Source organism: Planococcus sp. FY231025, from assembly GCF_052078085.1.
GTDB lineage: Bacteria > Bacillota > Bacilli > Bacillales_A > Planococcaceae > Planococcus.
This window is the reverse complement of the sequence record NZ_JBQJJG010000001.1, coordinates 308,183-327,093: the sequence shown is the minus strand read 5'-3', so window position 1 is coordinate 327,093 and position 18,911 is coordinate 308,183. Positions and strand designations below refer to the sequence as shown.

At 49.5% G+C, this 18,911-nt stretch carries 15 protein-coding genes; 2 read left to right on the top strand and 13 right to left on the bottom strand.

Annotated elements, in window-relative coordinates; translation table 11 throughout:
* Window positions 1–125: 125 nt before the first annotated feature.
* Window positions 126–2,555, top strand: coding sequence for an EAL domain-containing protein (locus ACTL32_RS01410; RefSeq protein WP_441339805.1), 2,430 nt, complete (start codon window positions 126–128; stop codon window positions 2,553–2,555).
* A gap of 84 nt (window positions 2,556–2,639) precedes the next feature.
* Here the strand turns inward: ACTL32_RS01410 and ACTL32_RS01405 are convergent, their stop codons facing one another.
* The gene (locus ACTL32_RS01405; RefSeq protein WP_441339804.1) at window positions 2,640–2,987 is read right to left on the bottom strand and encodes a hypothetical protein; all 348 of its coding nucleotides are present in this window, start codon (window positions 2,985–2,987) and stop codon (window positions 2,640–2,642) included.
* 221 nt (window positions 2,988–3,208) lie between these two features.
* Here ACTL32_RS01405 and ACTL32_RS01400 point away from each other — a divergent pair, with 221 nt between their 5' ends.
* A complete protein-coding gene (locus ACTL32_RS01400; protein WP_441339803.1) occupies window positions 3,209–3,943 on the top strand; it encodes an NERD domain-containing protein in 735 nt (244 codons plus the stop codon).
* Between the two features lie 616 nt (window positions 3,944–4,559).
* Here ACTL32_RS01400 and ACTL32_RS01395 read toward each other — a convergent pair.
* From ACTL32_RS01395 to ACTL32_RS01340, 12 genes are all read right to left on the bottom strand, one after another.
* Window positions 4,560–5,546, bottom strand: a complete 987-nt coding sequence (locus tag ACTL32_RS01395) for a BadF/BadG/BcrA/BcrD ATPase family protein (RefSeq protein ID WP_441339802.1) — start codon at window positions 5,544–5,546, stop codon at window positions 4,560–4,562.
* 126 nt (window positions 5,547–5,672) lie between these two features.
* Window positions 5,673–6,290 carry a hypothetical protein gene (locus tag ACTL32_RS01390; RefSeq protein ID WP_441339801.1) on the bottom strand — a complete coding sequence of 206 codons (618 nt, stop codon included), beginning with the start codon at window positions 6,288–6,290 and terminating at the stop codon, window positions 5,673–5,675.
* Window positions 6,291–6,824: 534 nt separating this feature from the next.
* The gene (locus ACTL32_RS01385; RefSeq protein ID WP_441339800.1) at window positions 6,825–8,348 is read right to left on the bottom strand and encodes a glycosyl hydrolase family 28-related protein; all 1,524 of its coding nucleotides are present in this window, start codon (window positions 8,346–8,348) and stop codon (window positions 6,825–6,827) included.
* A gap of 100 nt (window positions 8,349–8,448) precedes the next feature.
* Window positions 8,449–8,805 (bottom strand): hypothetical protein, encoded by a 357-nt coding sequence (locus tag ACTL32_RS01380; protein WP_204890915.1) that lies wholly within the window; start codon window positions 8,803–8,805, stop codon window positions 8,449–8,451.
* A 68-nt stretch (window positions 8,806–8,873) separates the two neighbouring features.
* Window positions 8,874–9,944, bottom strand: coding sequence for an S-layer homology domain-containing protein (locus tag ACTL32_RS01375; protein WP_441339799.1), 1,071 nt, complete (start codon window positions 9,942–9,944; stop codon window positions 8,874–8,876).
* Window positions 9,945–10,095: 151 nt separating this feature from the next.
* Window positions 10,096–11,166, bottom strand: coding sequence for an S-layer homology domain-containing protein (locus ACTL32_RS01370; RefSeq protein ID WP_441339798.1), 1,071 nt, complete (start codon window positions 11,164–11,166; stop codon window positions 10,096–10,098).
* Between the two features lie 288 nt (window positions 11,167–11,454).
* Window positions 11,455–12,465, bottom strand: a complete 1,011-nt coding sequence (galE, locus tag ACTL32_RS01365) for a UDP-glucose 4-epimerase GalE (protein WP_441339797.1) — start codon at window positions 12,463–12,465, stop codon at window positions 11,455–11,457.
* 64 nt (window positions 12,466–12,529) lie between these two features.
* Window positions 12,530–13,873 (bottom strand): hypothetical protein, encoded by a 1,344-nt coding sequence (locus tag ACTL32_RS01360; RefSeq protein ID WP_441339796.1) that lies wholly within the window; start codon window positions 13,871–13,873, stop codon window positions 12,530–12,532.
* A gap of 115 nt (window positions 13,874–13,988) precedes the next feature.
* A complete protein-coding gene (locus ACTL32_RS01355; protein WP_441339795.1) occupies window positions 13,989–15,017 on the bottom strand; it encodes a glycosyltransferase in 1,029 nt (342 codons plus the stop codon).
* A 101-nt stretch (window positions 15,018–15,118) separates the two neighbouring features.
* The gene (locus ACTL32_RS01350; RefSeq protein WP_441339794.1) at window positions 15,119–16,168 is read right to left on the bottom strand and encodes a polysaccharide deacetylase family protein; all 1,050 of its coding nucleotides are present in this window, start codon (window positions 16,166–16,168) and stop codon (window positions 15,119–15,121) included.
* Between the two features lie 37 nt (window positions 16,169–16,205).
* Window positions 16,206–17,276: an N-acetylneuraminate synthase family protein gene (locus ACTL32_RS01345; protein WP_441339793.1), complete on the bottom strand. Its 1,071-nt coding sequence runs from the start codon at window positions 17,274–17,276 to the stop codon at window positions 16,206–16,208.
* Complete coding sequence (locus ACTL32_RS01340; RefSeq protein WP_441339792.1) at window positions 17,277–18,911, bottom strand: cytidylyltransferase domain-containing protein; 1,635 nt, start codon at window positions 18,909–18,911, stop codon at window positions 17,277–17,279.

Sequence of the window (18,911 nt, the reverse complement as noted above, 5' to 3'; positions counted from 1 at the left end):
TAATGTAAGGAAATAATATCACTCATTCCTTTAAAACGATCACCTTTGGGATTCGGTCCATAATATTATTCACACGAACATATCATGCTGTTTTTTTGATTTGAATATAGAAAGAGTTGTTCAATATGGAACTTATTTTTGCGGCATATAATATGCCGCTTGTCGGTCTTTCCCTTCTAGTGGCAATCTTTTCGTCGTTTATTGCATTGGATATCAGCAGCCGTTTGGTCCGGGCGAAGGGAATTTTGAAACAGCGCTGGATTTTATGGGGCGCGCTTGTTATGGGCCTCGGAATTTGGGCCATGCATTTTATCGGGATACTTGCTTTTCGGATGCCCGTGGAAGTGTCTTACCACATTCCTTTAGTACTTTTTTCTGTCATTCCGGCTGTCATTTCCTGTTGGCTCGCTTTCTCGCTCATCAGCCGGCCGGTGATCTTCACCAAGCATTTATTCTTCGGTGCTTCATACATCGGGATGGGCATCCTTTCCATGCATTTTCTGGGAATGAAAGCGATGCGGACAGAAGCTATCATAACCCATAACCTCTCACTTTGGATATTAGCAGCTGTCATTGCGTTTTCCGCTTCATTTATCGCCCTATATCTTTTATTCCACCTGCGCAAAGTAGCCGGGTTCCATTGGAGCAAGATTGCGAGCGCTATTCTCATGGGGCTTGCGGTTTCGGGCATGCATTATACCGGAATGTCTGCGGTGCTGTTTTCACCGCTGGCAGATGCGCCAGGCGACGGCTTTTCAGTGATCGATAATGAGCTGCTCGCATATCGGATCGGAGGCGCCATGCTGTTGATTCTTATCCTTGCGTACCAAAGTGTCCGCTCCGACAAACGGATCACCATGCAAACGGCGGATTCCGAACGCAAATTCCAGGCAGTTTTTGAATCAACGAATGATGCCATCATCGTTGCGGACGGAGCAGGATTGATTATCCAATGGAACCGTGGAGCGGAAATTATTTTCGGCTATTCCCATGATGAAGTCATCGGAAAGAACCTTCAATTGATTATTCCGGAGGAGAATAAACAACGTCATCAAACCGGCCTGAATCGCTATGTTGCCACCCGCGAGGCGAGGGTGATCGGAAAAACTTTAGAACTTTCCGCATTACGTAAAGATGGAAGTGAATTCCCAATCGAATTGACGCTTGGCAGTTGGCAGACCGAGCAAGGCATGTTCTTCAGCAGCATCATCCGGGACATCTCAGAACGCAAAGTGGCGGAAGAGAAAATCAGCAGCCTTGCTTATCTCGATCCATTGACGGGCTTGCCGAACCGGCGGCTGTTCAGTGAACGCTTGGCGGCTGTTCTGGAAAGCTCGGTTCAGTCGCAGGAACCGTTCTCGCTGCTTTACATGGATTTAGACCATTTTAAGATAGTCAATGATACATTCGGCCATAGTGTGGGCGATGCCCTGTTGCTCGAAGTGACTAAGCGGTTGAAAAAGCTGACTGCACCAGAAGATACCATTTCCCGCCTCGGCGGAGATGAGTTCACGTTCCTGCTGCCAAAAAGCGATGCCAAAGGAGCAGCCTACTTTGCCACAAAGGTTTTGGATTCTTTCAACGAAGTGTTTTATTTCAACGGTGAAGAGCTGTTCGTCACGCCGTCGATTGGAATTTGTGTCTATCCAGCAGACGGGGCAGACGCAGATACATTGATCAAACATGCGGATTTGGCTTTGTACCGCGTCAAAGACCAAGGAAAGAATAGTTTCCAATTCTTCACGCCGGCGATGAACGAAGAAACTTCCAGACGGTCACAAATCGCCATCGGAATCCGCAAAGGCTTGGAGCGTGGCGAGTTCACGATCCATTATCAACCGCAATTTGACATCAAGACAGGCACTATCATTGGCGCCGAAGCGCTGGTCCGGTGGATGCATCCGCAAATGGGGGCGATTTCACCCGGTGAATTCATCTCGGTTGCAGAAGATACCGGAGCGATCATCCAGCTCGGCAACTTCGTCTTGCGAAATGCCTGCCTCCAGAACAAAGCGTGGCAGGATAAAGGTTTGCCGCCCTTCCGGATAGCGATCAACATCTCGGCCCGCCAGTTTTCCCAGACGGATATTTGCGGTAGCGTAAGCAGCGCGTTAGCCGAGTCCGGGCTCGATGCACGCTTCTTGGAGCTGGAACTGACCGAGAGCATCATCCAAGGGACGAGTGATGCTGTAGAGACGATGCAGGAATTGAAGGCGATGAACATCCATTTGTCCATCGACGATTTCGGGACCGGCTATTCGTCGCTCAGCTATTTGAAGCTGTTTCCCATTGACACGCTGAAGATCGACCAATACTTCACCCGCAATATCCATCTTGATGCAAAAGACGCTGCTCTCGTCGACACAATCATCCGCATGGGCCATAACCTGGGCCTCACCGTGATTGCCGAAGGCGTGGAAACTGCTGAACAATTGGCATTCTTGAAGCAGCACCGCTGCGATTATGCCCAAGGCTACCTCTTCAACCGGCCGCTTCCGCCGGAAGAATTTGAAAAGATTTACTGTCCGGTTGAATCGAGTGATGGGAATTCTTGATAGAAAGTAAAAAGGCCATCGCCGCAGCGATGGCTTTTCTGATTGTTTTTACCTTGTAGAATTGTGTGCCTGCCTGGCACACAATTACCTACGGACGTTCCCAAAATCTAAGTCGCTGATTTTCTTTCGGCAGCTGTCAACTAGGTTTTTTGCCGAGTTGCGGAGCGCCGGATAGCGGATCTGCAATTGCTCATGGTTTTCGATGTTCACTGGCGTCTTCAAAATGTCGTCAAAGCCTTCTGTCCAGCTGTGGAAAAACGACGTCACTTCCTGCATGCGCCCTTTTTCATTCTGCAGCTCGTCCTGCAAGAGGCGGATCTGCATCAGCGCGTTCTCCGCGATGCGTTTGTCATCGCCGTCCAAGGTTTCGATCAATTGGACAAGTTCATGCGTCTCAAGGTTTGTAATAGGGGTCCGAATCGCTTCTTTCATTAACATAAAGGTCTCCTGTCTAATCGTAATCATTTCTCCTCACCTTTCCCAACACATGGTAGGCTATAAGTATGATATCGGCAGGTTTTGGCAATTTGTTAACGACTTTTTTGAATAAAATCGGAAAGAATTTTTTATTTTTCTTGATACTGGAAATTTTTATTCCACTATCAGGGAATAAGAGAGATAATAGTCCTAAATACAAATTTCACGAGGTGCCTATGCCATTTCTCTTCCTTGCATTCATGATCGTTTTAGCCGCTGTCTTGAAGTCGCCTGTTGTCAAAGGCTGGTTCGGCGAACTTGGCGTCCGCCTGGCGCTCAAGCGGCTCGACAAAGACTCGTTCGAAGTGCTCCACAACATCACCTTGAAGACGCCCGACGCGACGACCCAGATCGACCACATCGTCCTTGGCCCGAACGGCATTTTCGTCATCGAGACCAAAAACTACAAAGGCTGGATCTTTGGCTCCGAGCACAGCGCGCAGTGGACACAGACCATCTACCGCTCGAAGCACCGCTTCCACAACCCGGTGCGCCAGAACTTCGGCCACATCAAGACGCTCCAGACCCATCTGCCGGGCTACACCGAACCGATGGTATCGATCGTCAACTTCACCGGCAATAGCGAACTGAAGAAAATCGACATCAAATCCGAGCACACCCACGTCGTCCATACCGGCGACTTGGTCTGCACCATCCACGCATACCGCGAACCGCTGCTGTCGCGCTCGTTGGTCCTCGCCTACGCCGACCATCTTACAAAAGCGAACATCACCGACCGCGAAGCGAAAAAACAACACGTTACCACAATCAAAGACACCCAAGCACGCAAAAAAGCCCAAACCGCCGCCGGCATCTGCCCAAAATGCGGCGAGGCGCTCATTAATCGGAGCGGCAAGCACGGTTCTTTCACCGGCTGCTCAGCGTATCCGAAGTGCCGGTTCACTGCGTAAGGGAGTTGCATCCAGCGTTTTTGCTGGGTGCTTTTTTTGTGGTTTTGTGCAGGGTTCCACTTGGGGTGTGTGAAATTCTACTTTGGGTGGGCGGCTTGCCACTAAACTTGTCCGAGTTGCCACTTAGATTGTGTGAATTGCCACTTGGTACGAGCGAATTGCCACTAAACTCGCCTGAGTTACCACTTGGCTCTTGCCCTTTCGCTTTTCGCGCCAGCGAAAAGCATCATTCTTTGGGTTTTGGTGTGAGAAGTAGTTTCATCGAGTTCCCACTTGGCTTGCGTGAATTGCCACTTGGGACGAGCGAATTACCCCTAAACTCGCCTGAGTTCCCACTTGGCTCCTGCCCTTTCGCTTTTCGCCCTAGCGAAAAGCATCATTCTTTGGGTTTTGGTGAGAGAGCAGGCTTCTTTTAATACATCTTCAGATGTGAAAGAGCATACTTCATGGTCCTCTCGCCGAGTTCCAATCAAATGGATCTGAATTCCAACCAACTCCCCTTGAGTTCCAACCAACTCGCTCTGAATTCCAACCTACATCAAGAAAGACTCCGCTTTAAGCAATAAAAAAACGCACCCGGAACACTCCCAGATGCGGCTTCACCAAAACAATGCCTTTAATAAAAATCATGATCCTTCTCGCTCACCAAGAGCCTTTCCAGAACCTGCTCACACGCATGCCCCTTCACTTCATTGAGCGCATACAGCACCGCGCCGAGCACCGGCGACAGCTGAGGCTGCTGATAATGATAGGTTTTATTCGTCTTGCCATTGTCGAGGTATTGGTGGATGAGATTTTGCGTGAACGGATTTCTCGCGACGCCGCCGACCAAGGAAAGCGGCACCGTTTCCGAAGAAAACACAGCCGACACCAGGCCGATGCCGGTTCCGAGCGTGTCGATCACTTTCTCACAGGCGTTGATAGCAATGGAGTTGCCGCTTTCTGCTTCGTCCGTGACGAGTGTCCCCATCTCGCTCAGCCGGTTGCGCGCCTCGATTCTGTCGCTGCAAAAACCGCTTGCCGCCAGAAGCCGGAGGCCGTCGACCGTTTGTACATCCCAAAACTGCAGAACTTTTTGGAGCAGCGCCGCATTTTCCGGCCCCGCATCGCGTGTAATCAAATCATAAATCACCGAATAGGACAAAAAACGCGCTGACGCTTCCTCCTCGTGGTGGAAATCGTAATTCCTGACGATGCGTCCGCTCTCCGTTTTCCCCACCACTATCGAACCCGTCCCCGAGACCGCCATGATGCCAGGACCACCCAGGAAGGCCCCGAACTGCGCAAGTTCCGCGTCATTGAAGACCTGCGCACTCCCCTGCAAGCCGCTGTCCGTGAGAAATTGCCGCGCCCACACCTGGTCTTCCGGTGCGTTCACGCCTGCGAATCCAGCTACCGTCGAACGGACCGCATCCACCTTGCTGCCTGCGTCTTCCAAAGCACCCAAGATGGCCGCCCGGACATTTTCTCCCGGCTCATGATTCTTTTTTGGATGAGCGCCTGCGGTTCTGGCAAATCCCAGTATATTTCCGTTCAAATCAGCTACTGCCGCACGTGTGAATGTGCCGCCTCCGTCAATTCCAACTATCACTTCTCGGCTCACAAAAGTCCCTCTTTTCAATAAAACCATATAACCCTTATAAACTAACTATACATTAACTCGTTTTTATTTCAAATTCTCCATACAAAAAGCTGCGTGCAAAAAATCTGCACACAGCCCATTCTTTATTCAGCCGACCGGCTGGACCTTCACTAAATTCATCGACCAATAGCCGAACGAATCCGCTGAACAAAGCGCTTGCTTGCTTTCGCGCTCGCCGTACGGCCCGAAAAATTCGCCGTAGACATAGTTTTTATTCGCCTTGCGGTCGTAATGCCAATACATCATCAGCGCTGCAGAGCCTTGCAGCGCATTGCGGCTTGCCACTTCTTCGTTCAAAAAAGCCATCCGTTCCACCGACTCAATGTGCTGAATGCCGATGACGTTGTGCGGCACATAATTCGCGTAGGTTTCCGAAAACAGCTTGTCGATCGTCTCCAAATCTTTTGAGCGGACATTTTCCCGCTCCAGATGCAGCGCCAGAAACGCATACTCCTCTTCACTTTTGTCGATGTCCATTTTCCACCAGGAGAGGTCCATTGGCCGGGCCCTTCCCCGAGCCGCATCGAACTTCGTGTCTTCGACAAAGGAATCGAAGCCTAGCATTTCTCCGAGATTGGCAAAATGGCTAATCTCGCGCTGGGTGAACATCGAGCGGTTATGGACCGTCGACAGGTTGAAGCGCCGATAGTTTCGGACATAGCCTTCGAAAAATCGCATGAGATTGAAGTGTTGTTTGGGTTCCACTAGGTGTGCCTCTTTTCTTTGAATAAAGGATTTTGGATCTTGCTTATAGAAAGCGAGCCACTGCATTAGATAGGCAATCACTCCACTTGTGTATATAGTCCTATATACAAAGATAACGTAAAATCCAGTTATTAACAATTAAAATTTTACAATTAGTGGATTTTTCTTCTAAATGCCTCATACACATCAGCTTTGAAATCTGAATTCCAACCAAGTGGCTCCGAGTTCCAACCAACTTCCCTTGAATTCCAACCAACGGGGATCGAATTCCAACCAACCTGCCCCGAGTTCCAACCCCCTGGTTTTCTACAAACAGGTTTTGCTCTTATCCTTTTCGCTTTTCGCGCCAGCGAAAAGCATCATTCTATGGTTTTCGATCGGGAAAGTCGATAACTCAAAATACACTCCCTACAAGAAGCCTTCTCCCGCTTCTTCAGAACTTCAACCTCCAACCCGAATTCCCACTAACCCCAAAAACTTCACCCCAAACAAAAAAACACCCCAAAGGATCCCTCCTTTGAAGTGCAAAACTCTCTATTCAATTGGCACTGTATGCGACACCATCCAAGACGAATGCCGCCGGCTGTAAAATGCAGTAATCTTGTAGCCGATCCCGGCCGGCGCCTGGACGCCGAAGCGGCCGGCCACATTGTTGACTTTGGCAAAGTCGCAAGTGAGCTGGACCGGTTCGCCGCCGCTGTCTTCGACGTAGATTTCGAGCTCTTCGCCGAACTCGTGCGCTGGCGGTGCCGGCAGCTTGATGATGGCGCCGCCGCGTGCATTCGCCGGCTGGTTGACGGAAATCCGGTGGGCGGCGCCGATTTCGATGGCGAAGCTGCCGGTTGTGGCGAGCACGTAATTGTACAGGCGGCCGTTGTGGAGGACGCTTGTGGTCGAGTAGTCGAATGGCAGGTTGCGGAGAGACGTGATCGAGTCGATGCCGCCTCCGGTGCCGTCCCGCGGTTTCGCGAGGAGCGGCTCGATAATGGAGAGGCCGGACGGGTAGTCGAGGATGATGTTGGCGTAGCCGTTCGCTTCGAAATATGCGTGCTGAATCGTGTTCGAGTAGGACGGCGTCGTGCCGATTGTGCCGCTGCCGATGTGGATTCCGGCGATGCCGTTCGCATCGAAGTTGCCGCCTTGCACGTTATGGCCGTAAAGCCCGCGCTGCACAAGTCCCGCGCCGGCGTTGCCGACAAAATGGCAATCGTAGATGCCGTAGACGTTATTGTCACTGCCGCGGTCCATCTGCAGACCGCTGCCGATATGTATGCTGTACTCGGTACCGGCATCCAGTGCGCTGCGCAAGCTCGGCGACACGGCGATGCTGTTGCCATCGACACGGTCGATGTGGTAGACCGAACCCGGTCCGGTGCCGATCTTCAGAAATGCGCCGACATGAACATTGCTTGCGCCAAGCTTCAGGCTCGAGAACGTCACTTTGCCGCCGGAACCTCTCGCGTCCGTCCCTTTCAGCACCTTGCCGTTCTGTTCGAACTTGCACGACTGGTCGAACACGCAAAGATTGTTATTTCCTTCGCCTGTGATCTGCAGCCCGTGGACCGCGCCCCAGGAAAATGACACGTTCGAAAACACCTTGTTCTTGATATCGGTCGCCAGCATGCACACTTTTGCATTCTGCTGAAAGCCGTTTCCGGGATCGGTCCCCATGAATTTCATGCCTTTGATATGGCCGTTGCCGCCGCGCATGCGGACGATGTAATCCATCTTCTTCGACGGGGCGATGATTGTCGTTTGGTCGCTGTAGCCGACCCAGGAGACGATTTTCTGCGACTCCGCGCCGACTTCTGGCACTTCGAGCGGTTCGCTGACCCGGTAGGTGCCGGGCGGGAAGAACAGCGTGCCGCCGCCGGTTTTATTGTAAGCGAACGCGATCGCCTGCTGCAGCGCGCGCCAGTCGTCCGTCTTGCCGTCGCCTTTTGCGCCGAACGCCCGGACGTTGAATGTCTTGTCGGGGCGTTCGCTGAACGTCACTTCCTCGGCCATTTTTTTGAGCCTGGCCTGGCTCGCTTTGCTTTTTTTCGAACTGAACGCCATCGGTGCACCCCCTGTGTCTACTTTCTTTTATTCCACGAATGGACCCCGGAATCCTGCCTGAACGAACGATTTCCCTGCGACAAGCGCTGGAGTCCGGACATCAAAAAGGCAATCCTTCCGTCGGATCCACTTTCCGCTCTTGGCGTGCGAGAAAGTCGCTGAAGCCGTCCCAGCCGCCGTCGTTATGCGTTGCGAACAGCTCCGCCATGAACTTGCCAAAAAAATCCGGCCGCGCGTCGTGGTCCCAGATCGTATGGAAATTGCGGCTGTATGTCACGCGGTTGAAATTGCCGAAAATATGCGTCAGCGTCCCGACGAGCGTCCGCACTTCCGCGACCGAGGGATTTTTCGGGAAGCGGCTCTCGCTGAACAGCGTGCCGTTCCGGTCGAGCAGCCGCACCGAAAACGCCCATTCATACTCCTCCAGCACCAGCACCAAATCCTGTCTACCGACCATTTCCGCACCTCTTTTCTGTGTTTTGGGAAAATAAAAACCCTCTTCTTTCGAAGAGGGTACCACGCCCTTTAGCGGATGTCCACAAGTTCAAAGACTGCACCGGAAGGCTGGACCGATTTGACTTTGCCGTGGCCTTCCACATAATAATGCTTGGTGCCTTTCGCATCAGTCACTTCTGTTGCGTTGGTGAAAGTCTTGTATTTCGTTGCGACGGTTTTATTGACGCCGGTGATCGTGCGCATTTCTTTATCGTACAGACCGAGGTATTTATAGACAAATTCCTTGCCCGTCTCGACCGGGTAAGCAAGGTCAGTGAACGATTCCGAATACGGGAAACCGACGGAATAGCTATCGTAGGTTTCGCTTTCGACATTTGCAATAATCTTGCCGGTTACGTTGTTCTCCAATACCCACATGAACTCTTCGGGCAGGCTCGGGTCGATCGTATGCATCTTATATGTGTGAGTCACTTGCTCTCCAGCTGACTCCAGCACATACACTTTCGTTTTATCGCGCAGGTAGGAGTTCGGAATGGTCGCATCGTTCTTGAACTTCGGCTCCATGCCACGCGCAAGGAATGCCGAGAATTGGCCGCGCGTCACTTTCATGTTCGGCCGGAACGTTTCATCCGGATAGCCGATCGTAATGTTCGCCAAAAGCATTGTCTGGACCGCATCATAGGCTTTCATATTGCTCGATACGTCCTTGAATTCCCAATTCGTCATTAGGCCAAGGTCGAACAAGCGCTTGACGATCATCGCCATGTCGCCGCGGATGATCGGCGCTTCCGGCTTGTAGACATCCCCCGGATACCCCGAAAGCAGTCCAGCTTTCACGGCTTCTGCGATATAGCCGCTTGCCGGATGGTCCTTCGGTACATCAGTGAACTTCGTTTCTTGTGGTGCGCCGCTGAAGCCTTTCAAGCGGGCAATCATGATCGCCGCTTCCGCGCGCGTCACCAGTTGATCGGGTTGGACGGTGCCGTTCAAATAGCCGCTCACAATCCCTTTGTCCATCAAATACGTAATTTCTTCATAGAACCTGTGGTCCTTTGGCAGATCCGACGCCGCAAATACCGACGGTACCATCAACACCATGGAAAGCAATAAAACCAATGCACCGATTAATTTCTTTTTCATATGTCCACTCCTCTTCTTTTTATAATCTTCCATTTAATTCTATCAATAAAAGCATCGCGATGATAGAAAAAATTGGAATTAATAACAAGGAATTGGAAGGAGAAATAGCCAAAGGAAAAGCCTCCCTTTTTCTAAAGAGAGGCCTGCAGTTTTAGCGCACTTGGGCAAGCTGAGAAATGACGGCACCTGATGGATCTAGCGTCTTGATCGGGCCGTGCCCTTCGGCGTAATAGTATTTTATTCCGTTCCCGCCCGTCACTTCCGTCGCGTCGGTGAATGTTTTGTATGGGGTGGCGACGGTTTTATTGAGTGCCGTGATCGTCCGCCGTTCCGGCTCCCCTCCTTCATTGCCTACGAGGAAGGTTTTGCCTTGGACCACCGGGTACGCCAGATTGACGTAGGTTTCCGAATACGGGAAGCCGAGCCGGTACTCGGTGAAGCTTTCGCGTTCGACAATCGCCGTGTCCATATTGCCCGACTTCGACGTCAGCACCCACATGAATTCCGGCGCCATGCCCTCATTCAGCGAATGCTTTTTGTAGACGTAGGTCAGCGTATCGCCGCCTCCGGTCATGACGTAGGTTTTCGTCTTGTCCCGCAGGTAGGAATCCGGGATCGACGCGTCGTTCTGGAACTTCGGATCCACCCCGCGCGCGAGGAATGCTGAGAACGCGCCGCGCGTCACATGATCGAGCGGACGGAACGTACCATCCGGATAGCCAATCGTGATGCTTGCCGCGAGCAGATTCTCGATCGGCCCGTACGCTTTCATGTTGAGGGACACATCGGTGAATTCCTCGTCCATCCGCATGCCGAGTTCAAACACGCGCTGCAATATGATCGCCATGTCGCCGCGGATGATCGGTGCGTCCGGCTGATAGGTCCCGTTCGGATAGCCCGACAGCAACCCCGCTTCCACCGATTCGGCGATATAGCCGCTGGCAATATGCCCGCTCGGCACATCACTGAACGGCGTCGACTGCTGCTCGCCGCTGAAGCCTTTCAGCCGGCCGATCATGATGGCCGCTTCCGCGCGCGTCACCACGCGGTCCGGCTGGACGGTGCCGTTCGAATAGCCCGTGACGATTCCCTTGTCCATCAAGTAGGTGATTTCGTCATAAAACCGGTGATTCTCTGAAAGATCCGGTGCAGCAAGAGCAGAAGGCGCCAACAACATCAGCGAAAGCAATAAAACCAGTACGGCAAAAAGCTTCCTTTTCATGTCACCACTCCTTTTTCTGATTTTTCTATCTTCTTTTTATGTTATCAAAAAATTACCAAATATGCTAGGTGTTTTTGGAAGCGAAGGGGGTGGAGAATAAATACGCTCAGCGAAGGTTAAAATACGCTCAGCAAAAGTTAAAATACGCACAACGAAGGTTAAAATACGATTCTGCGCCATCTCTCCATTAAAAAGAGCCCTCTCACAGGAGGGCTCGCCCATTTTAACGATTGTTGATCGACATTCTCGCCTCTAATTAATTTAACTTTGACCTTTGAAAATTCCTCTTCATACATACCCTTGTGGATTCTGGCTCTGCCATTTCCAGGCGTCCCTGCACATATCAGCTACGCTTTTTTCCGTCTGCCAGCCAAGGAGCGCTCTTGCTTTTTCTGGATTCGCATAGCATACACCTATGTCGCCAGGACGTCTGTCCGTTATTTCATAAGGAATATCTTTTGCGCACACTTCTTTGAAATTGTTGACCAAGTCCAGAACGCTGTACCCGACGCCTGTGCCAAGATTAAACGCATCGATGCCTTCATGATTGTCCAAGTACTGAAGAGCTTTTAAATGTCCTTTTGCCAGATCAGTAACATGGATATAATCCCGGATTCCCGTACCGTCATATGTGTCGTAGTCGTTCCCGAAGATTCTGAGTTTCTCTTGGATGCCCATTGCGACCTGGCTAATGTAAGGCATCAGGTTATTTGGTACACCAATCGGACTTTCGCCTATACGTCCGCTTTCATGTGCTCCGACCGGATTGAAATAGCGAAGGATCGCGATGCGCCAAGACGGATCCGCTTTATGAAGATCCCTGAGGATTTCTTCTATCATCAGTTTAGTATGTCCGTAAGGGTTTTCAGCTGACAGCGGGGAGGTTTCAGCAATCGGCACTTCTTTCGGATTGCCGTATACAGTAGCTGATGAGCTGAAAATCAGTTTTTTCACATCGTATTTTGCCATGACTTCACAAAGATTGAGAAGACTAGTAATGTTGCACCGGTAGTATGTAAGCGGCCGGACGACCGAATCTCCTACAGCTTTCAAACCGGCAAAATGTATAACCGCATCAATTTCCTCTTTTTTAAAGAGCTGATCGAGCGCTTCGAAATTCTGCATATCAACTTTATGGACTTTAAATTCTTTGTTCGTGATTTCCTTGATGCGTTTGATCGATTCTTCATGACTGTTCGAGAAATTGTCTACGATGCTGATGTCGTACCCTTTTTCGAGAAGTTCGACAGCTGTATGACTTCCGATAAACCCTGCTCCACCCGTCACTAAAATTGTCATCTGCTCATCCCCTCAACTTTTTCTATTAGTCCTTCTTTATCTAATATCAAAATTGAAACCTTCTTCACTCCGCCGTTTCACGTGGACTGAATCGCTGCTCTTTCAACCTGGCAAGCGACCGGTGTGAAACGCGCCTGTTTTCATTCGTGAATTCTACATCCTTTTTATTGCTCAGCAGCATGGCGACGTAAATCCAATAAATCGTTGTAACTCCGAAACTGAATAGCCCCGCGTTATATGGCAAGAAGACGAAATTCGTGATGCCCATCAAAATGAGCACAACCGATAGAAACGACCTCGACCGGTTGAATTCTTTCAACGCGATAAGAAACGGTATGATGTAAATTAGGAGATAGGCAACGGATCCAAACCAGCCTGTTTCAATATAAAGGTAAGGCAGTGTGAACCAGCTATATTTCAAATAGTCGAAGTTCCGATAAACTTCTCCCTTCAGTAATTCCAACTCACTTGGATTCCCTGCACCAAGGCCTTTCCCGAAGAGAATTTCGCTGTCATTGCCATTGAAAACCACCGAGTCAACAGTCGGCTTAAAGCCGAACCGGTTGATCGTTCCATCGCCGCCATACGATTGTTCAACAAGATAATCTTCAAGAAATGCGCTGTTCAAGAAATCGTGATCCGGATAAATGGAAACGAACAACAGATACGACCAACTGAATATAAAAGCGCTAGCTGCCAGCAAAATTAAAGATTTCAAGCCTCTATTAATGAACACAAGATAAACGATTAGCAGGATGGCGATGGACACGAAGCCGACTTTCACTTCTGCAATCGCCGAGTAAATGATCGGAATGAGTGTCAGTATGGAAAACTGGAGCGTCGATAGTTTTTTCCGGTAATGGAGCCCTGAAATGATGGCTAAGTAAAACATGAACAAGTACATGAAAATGCCGGTCATATTGCCGCCGAGCAGTCCTGTAATGTCATCCTGATTGTATGTCCCGAGAAAGTATTGGATGCCGGCCACCAGAAAGTTTGCGACCAGCACGGCAATAATCAGACGGTTCAGCGACTGGCTGTGGCGCTCCCGGAAGGAGGAGATGTTCAATGCATAAACAAATACAATCAGGAAGCCGAACCTTTTCAATGCAGAAATGACAAGAATAGGAAGCGAAGTGCCTGTAATAACCAGCGGAGCAAGGCTTAAAAGCAACGCAATAATAGAAAAAGCCATAACTGCAGGCGCTACATCGATTCTACGTTTGTTGATCAAAAGCGAAATGGCCATTAAGCCGTATAGGTAAATCATGATATAAGTGCCGCTTACGACAATGGAAATGCCTTCGTGGAAAATGGCTGCTAATATTGCAGAAAACAGCAGAAGCATTTCATTTTTCAATAGCAGGAAAGAAATCATTCCCCCGATAATTGCGAAATTCAGGAGCATAAAAGCATCCCGCTGAATTACAACCGTTAGGAACAAAGCGATGGCTGCATATATTATGATAATTGGGTACCTGTATTTATAGAGTGCATGAACCAAAAGACCATCTCCCCATCTATCAATTGATGCGAATTAAATACCCGTGAAAATTATCTACAATGCGCTTCCAGCTTGCTCCCGCCACTGTCTGAGATAGTTCAATGCTACTATAAAGGCCTATATTGTCGATGACCTTTTCGATGCCCTCGAGCAGGCTGTCTGCGTTATCTGCCGTCAGAACACCGTTCTTTTCATTTATGATTTCTGCATTCGCTTTCGTCGCGGTTGCGATACAGATAATGCCATTCATGAGGTATTCATAGGTTTTGGTCGGCGGCTGAACATCGAAAAAATCCGTTATCGGCACATAGGAAAAGCCAATCGTCGCATTTTGGAATAATGTTTTGATTTCATCATGAGATTTCCGCCCATGATATACGATATCGCTGCGATGGACTGTGTTCTCAATGCTTTCCAGGACAGTCGCAAGCATCTCTTCACGCTCAGCAAAACCGACAATGTCCAATTTCCGCTTGATGCCGTTATGCATTTTTCCGCTCAGGCGGTCAAAAGCAATGATCACATCTTCAATTCTCCTGTCATCAAATTTGCCCACATAAAGGAAATTCAGTTCATTTCTATTGAGCACCTTGTCGGCCAAATCAACATAGCAATCTGCTCCAAGAGGGAGCACTTCATATTCCGGTATCTTCAGCCGCTTCGCAACTAGCCCTGAAATAACGGTAACTTGGTCAAAGAAGTAAGCAGAAATACGGGTCAACCTATCATAAATTTTTCGCTTTCGTGGATCCGGCACAACGGAACAAGTCCGGATATCGATAATCCATTGGATGTTTCGGGCTATCCCTTTTAATACCAGCGGCAAAATGCCACAGAATTCAATCGTGCCGCTCACAACCACCCAATCGATCTTTTTCCTGTTTGCCACTACATAATTCGAAACGGCTGAAAGGTAGGCTAGAAAGTTCCTTGCCTTGCTGCCTTCTTTTCGCGCGATGTATGTGACATGGACATTTTGCGGTTCTGCCATTTTTGCATGTCCTTGATCAAAGCAAATCATTTCCACTTCGATGCCTTTCTCTGCCAATCGGTTGGCCATCTGAAAATAATCCGTGTTATAGCCATACTGGCACCTCGGCACAATCAAAATCCTGCTCATCCTTTCCACCTCCTTGGTATTCAATCCGTTTATTCTGTCACCAGCCTCTTGAATTTCTGCTTCAGCGCAGGAATAAAACCTGTTGCATAGTATTGAGGGAATGTAGTGATCAAGTACGGACTTGGCGTGATACGCGGCAAACAGTTTAAATGGGCTGCATGCCCAGGAAAAATATTGCCGCATCGAGTGGTTGTACTCGTCTTGAAACCCAATTTCCCGGCAATTTCAAATTCCCTGCTCCCCGCTTCGTTTTCTGAGCCGAATGGAAAAGCAAAATGCTCTACGTCCTGCCCTGTCAGTGACTGGATGCGCTCCTTTGAATCAAGCATTTCCTTCTCAACAGCTTCAGGAGTAAGGTTGCGTAAATTAAAATGGTTGGTCGTATGAGCGCCAATGGTTGCGAGTCCATCCTGAGCGAGTTCACGGACCTGCTCCCAGCTCATTGCGAGTTCTTCCACATACCGTTCCATACTGATTCCATTTGCACTGAATAAAATGGAAAACAGCTTCTCTTGTTGATCGGTCGCTGTTCCCAAAACGAGCTGTCGGATTTTGATGTAGGCATCTTTTTTCGCATCCGGTGATCCTGAAGGGAAAATATGTGCTTTCCCATCCCAGGAAAACCCGACCCGATCCCGGCCATTGACAAGGTCCTTCAATGCATACCACCACAGGCGTGCTTGGCGGTCCGGGAAGCTCGTGGTAACGTAGACCGTGAATGGTGCATTGTATTTTTTGAAGATCGGATAGGCAATGGAATAATTGTCTTCATAGCCATCGTCAAACGTGAATACCACAAATTTTTTATCCGGCTCACGGCCTCCGGAAAGAATATCGTGGACCGCATCGAGCGAAATGATGTCGTACCCTTCACGCAGGAAATACCGGATCGTGTTTTCCAGATATGCGGCGGTCACTTCCAGATCCTCACAGAGCATTTCGCCCTCATCCGCAACTACCCGGTGCAGCATGACCACACTGCCGATACCGGAGAAAACTGGCATGAACGCCTTGCTCAGAGGGATCAGTGTCCGGCTATTCAACGCATATTGCGCCTGCTTCTTCATGTAGTTCTTCACCGGTTTCGCCTCCTTGTTTTTCAACTTCTGTTGAGATTCAGTTGAGCATTTCGAACTGCAGAATCGTATCTTCCTCGATGTCCTGTACGGCAGTCTTCCCCAGCACGATCAGCATATCTTTAGGCGGAATGCCTGTTCCCGGCCGTTTGAAAGTCAGGACGTCGCTCGTAATGATGTCGCCTTTTTTAATGTTGCCGGCTGCTACAAGAGATCTTCTCGCATTGCTCCGCGCCGCGGCTTCCGTATCCAAGCTTTTGATTTCGTAGCTTCCGCGGATTTCATCCACGAAAGCGATTCCGCGGATGATGGTTTTCACATCATCGGGATCCATGGCATGGTAATGATCGTTGCCCGGCAGGGTCTTATCGAGCGTGAAATGCTTCTCGACCACCACCGCACCGAGTGTGTAGGCAGTCTTAATTACATCTGCTGCCGGATCCGGTTTTGTATGATCCGAGTATCCGATGATAACATCGGGATAGCGCTCTTTGAGGCTGGCAATTTTATTCAGATTGGCGTGCCCGTATGGAGTCGGATATTCCAGCACGCAATGCAGCAAGATGATGGGCTGCTCATTGAACTTGCGGATCAATTCAAGTGTGTTGTCGATTTCCTCCACATCCGACGCCCCGACAGACAATAAAATCGGTTTCCCTTTCTTCGCCTGGTATTCGACGAAAGGATGGTTGTTCAGATCAGAAGAAGAAATCTTGAATACATCCATCAGTTCATCAAGATAATCTGCCGATTCGAAATCAAATGCTGTCGAAAGAAATTCAAGGCCGATTTCTCCGCAGAAAGCGCTCAATTCCTTATACTCCTCAAAAGAGAAACTATCGAATTTCTTGAACAGTTCGTATTGCGAAGCCGTCGTCTCTTCCGTGGTGTCCCAGTATGCTGGAGATTCTTTCGCCGCAAGCGTCGATGCTTTATAGCTCTGGAATTTCACAGCATGAACTCCGGCATCCTTCGCCTCTTTTACCATCAGCTTTGCCGCTTCCATCAACGGAATTTCATTTTTCTTTGCGATATCGTAAAAATTGACGCCGATTTCCGCGATCAATACGAATTCTCCATTCATCGCTTTTCTGATAAGCCCTTTTTCCATCTAATCGTCCCCTTTCAAAATAATATCGACGACCCGGTTGATGCCTTTTTTCAAATCATGCCGAAGCATCAATTCCCTCATTTCGCTCCTGATCTGTTTAGTTTCAACCAACCATTTAAACGTCGATTCGATCGTGTCGGGGGAAACGTCTTTTCCAAGCCCGAGATTCATAAAGCCGTTTTGCATCTGGGCGAATGTATGGAGCTGTTCCCGCTCATTCTGTGCTAGAACAATCGAGGGAACACCGAGTGATGCGAGCTCGAACACCGTCCTTCCTTGGGATGTGAAGGCCAAATCCGCGTCTCTCATATAATCGCTCAAGCGGGTTAAATTGCTCATGACCCGGATGTTCTTTTCTTCGATCGTCCGGATACCGTGCAGATCATTATCGTATCCGCTGCCGGTGATGAAAGTGAAACAGATTTCGGGATAGCTTTTATTCAGTTCGATGGCAAGCTGGTAAATCTTTTCGGTCAGGCCCGACGGATCCGTGCCGCCAAACAGCACAAGCACATTTTTCACATCTTCCGAAAATTCTTTCGGCTGGTTGATAAGGAACTCATCGCGCAGGCACACATATTTTTCGCCGCTGTAGACATTGTCCGCCGGCCTTTCTTCGTGATAAAGCGCATTGACGATGGCATCTGCATGCTCCGCGCCGCTCCCCAAATCTTCGATTGTTACCACGCGTTCCGCTAAACTCTTCAGTTTGAGCATATAGTCTCTGCCAGTATCGAGGCAGTCATTGACGATGACGTCCGTCTGCCACTCTTCAAGAAACCCGAAGAATTCCTCGTCACTGCTGACGACCGTATAGGGCAAATGGCGGGAAGCGATTTTCTCCAGCCCTTCCCGGTGCTTAGTATCCAGTACGAACATCACATCATGGCCGGTAAGATTGTAAGCGAGCGTCAGGCAGTGGAATATATGGCCCATCCCCAATGATTTATGGCCGTCTGTCCGAAAAACGATCCGCTTCTTTTTCAACGCCTGTTCACAAATCACCCAGTCATGAAGCGTGTCGATATCAATGGCTTCCTCTTCCGGTACTTCAAAGACAGATACATTTTCACCAAGCCGGCTCGCCGGTTGGATGCATTCCCTTTGTGAAATGAAAAATGCGCCTGTCTCGAAATAAACTGGAGGCAATTGCTGGCGGTTCACCCGCTTTTCGTAATTGGGTTCGTAATGCCCGCCGTTTCTCGACCAGGTTAAATGAGCTTTATTGACTGCGCTGATATAAGAATCCTTGTCATTTTCCAAAAACGATTCAATTGCCTTTGTCAGCGTTTCGCTTTTCAGTAAAGGCGACGTCGGTTGCAGTGTAATGACAACGTCGTATCGGCTGCCTGTTTTCTCTTCCATTTTCTGAACAGCATCGAAGACGACAGGATCCAATGTGACATGGTCGCCTGCCAGGCTCTCGCCCCGTCTGATAAAAGCCGTTTCATGCAATTTTGAGATCCCCATGATTTCCTCGTCATCGGTTGTGACAACGACATCGCTGATCAGCGGACATGCTTTTGCATTTTGGATTGAATACGCGATAAGCGGCTTTCCATTCATTAGCCTTACGTTTTTCCTGGGTATCCCTTTTGACCCGCCACGTGCGGGGATCACAGCAAGTATCTTCAT

Coding starts and splice junctions, on each gene's coding strand:
- ACTL32_RS01345 (WP_441339793.1), bottom strand. CDS start 17,276: ATGGAAAAAGGGCTTATCAGAAAAGCGATGAATGGAGAATTCGTATTG.
- ACTL32_RS01370 (WP_441339798.1), bottom strand. CDS start 11,166: ATGAAAAGGAAGCTTTTTGCCGTACTGGTTTTATTGCTTTCGCTGATG.
- galE (WP_441339797.1), bottom strand. CDS start 12,465: ATGACAATTTTAGTGACGGGTGGAGCAGGGTTTATCGGAAGTCATACA.
- ACTL32_RS01410 (WP_441339805.1), top strand. CDS start 126: ATGGAACTTATTTTTGCGGCATATAATATGCCGCTTGTCGGTCTTTCC.
- ACTL32_RS01405 (WP_441339804.1), bottom strand. CDS start 2,987: ATGAAAGAAGCGATTCGGACCCCTATTACAAACCTTGAGACGCATGAA.
- ACTL32_RS01360 (WP_441339796.1), bottom strand. CDS start 13,873: ATGCTCCTGAATTTCGCAATTATCGGGGGAATGATTTCTTTCCTGCTA.
- ACTL32_RS01380 (WP_204890915.1), bottom strand. CDS start 8,805: ATGGTCGGTAGACAGGATTTGGTGCTGGTGCTGGAGGAGTATGAATGG.
- ACTL32_RS01400 (WP_441339803.1), top strand. CDS start 3,209: ATGCCATTTCTCTTCCTTGCATTCATGATCGTTTTAGCCGCTGTCTTG.
- ACTL32_RS01385 (WP_441339800.1), bottom strand. CDS start 8,348: ATGGCGTTCAGTTCGAAAAAAAGCAAAGCGAGCCAGGCCAGGCTCAAA.
- ACTL32_RS01375 (WP_441339799.1), bottom strand. CDS start 9,944: ATGAAAAAGAAATTAATCGGTGCATTGGTTTTATTGCTTTCCATGGTG.
- ACTL32_RS01340 (WP_441339792.1), bottom strand. CDS start 18,911: ATGAAGATACTTGCTGTGATCCCCGCACGTGGCGGGTCAAAAGGGATA.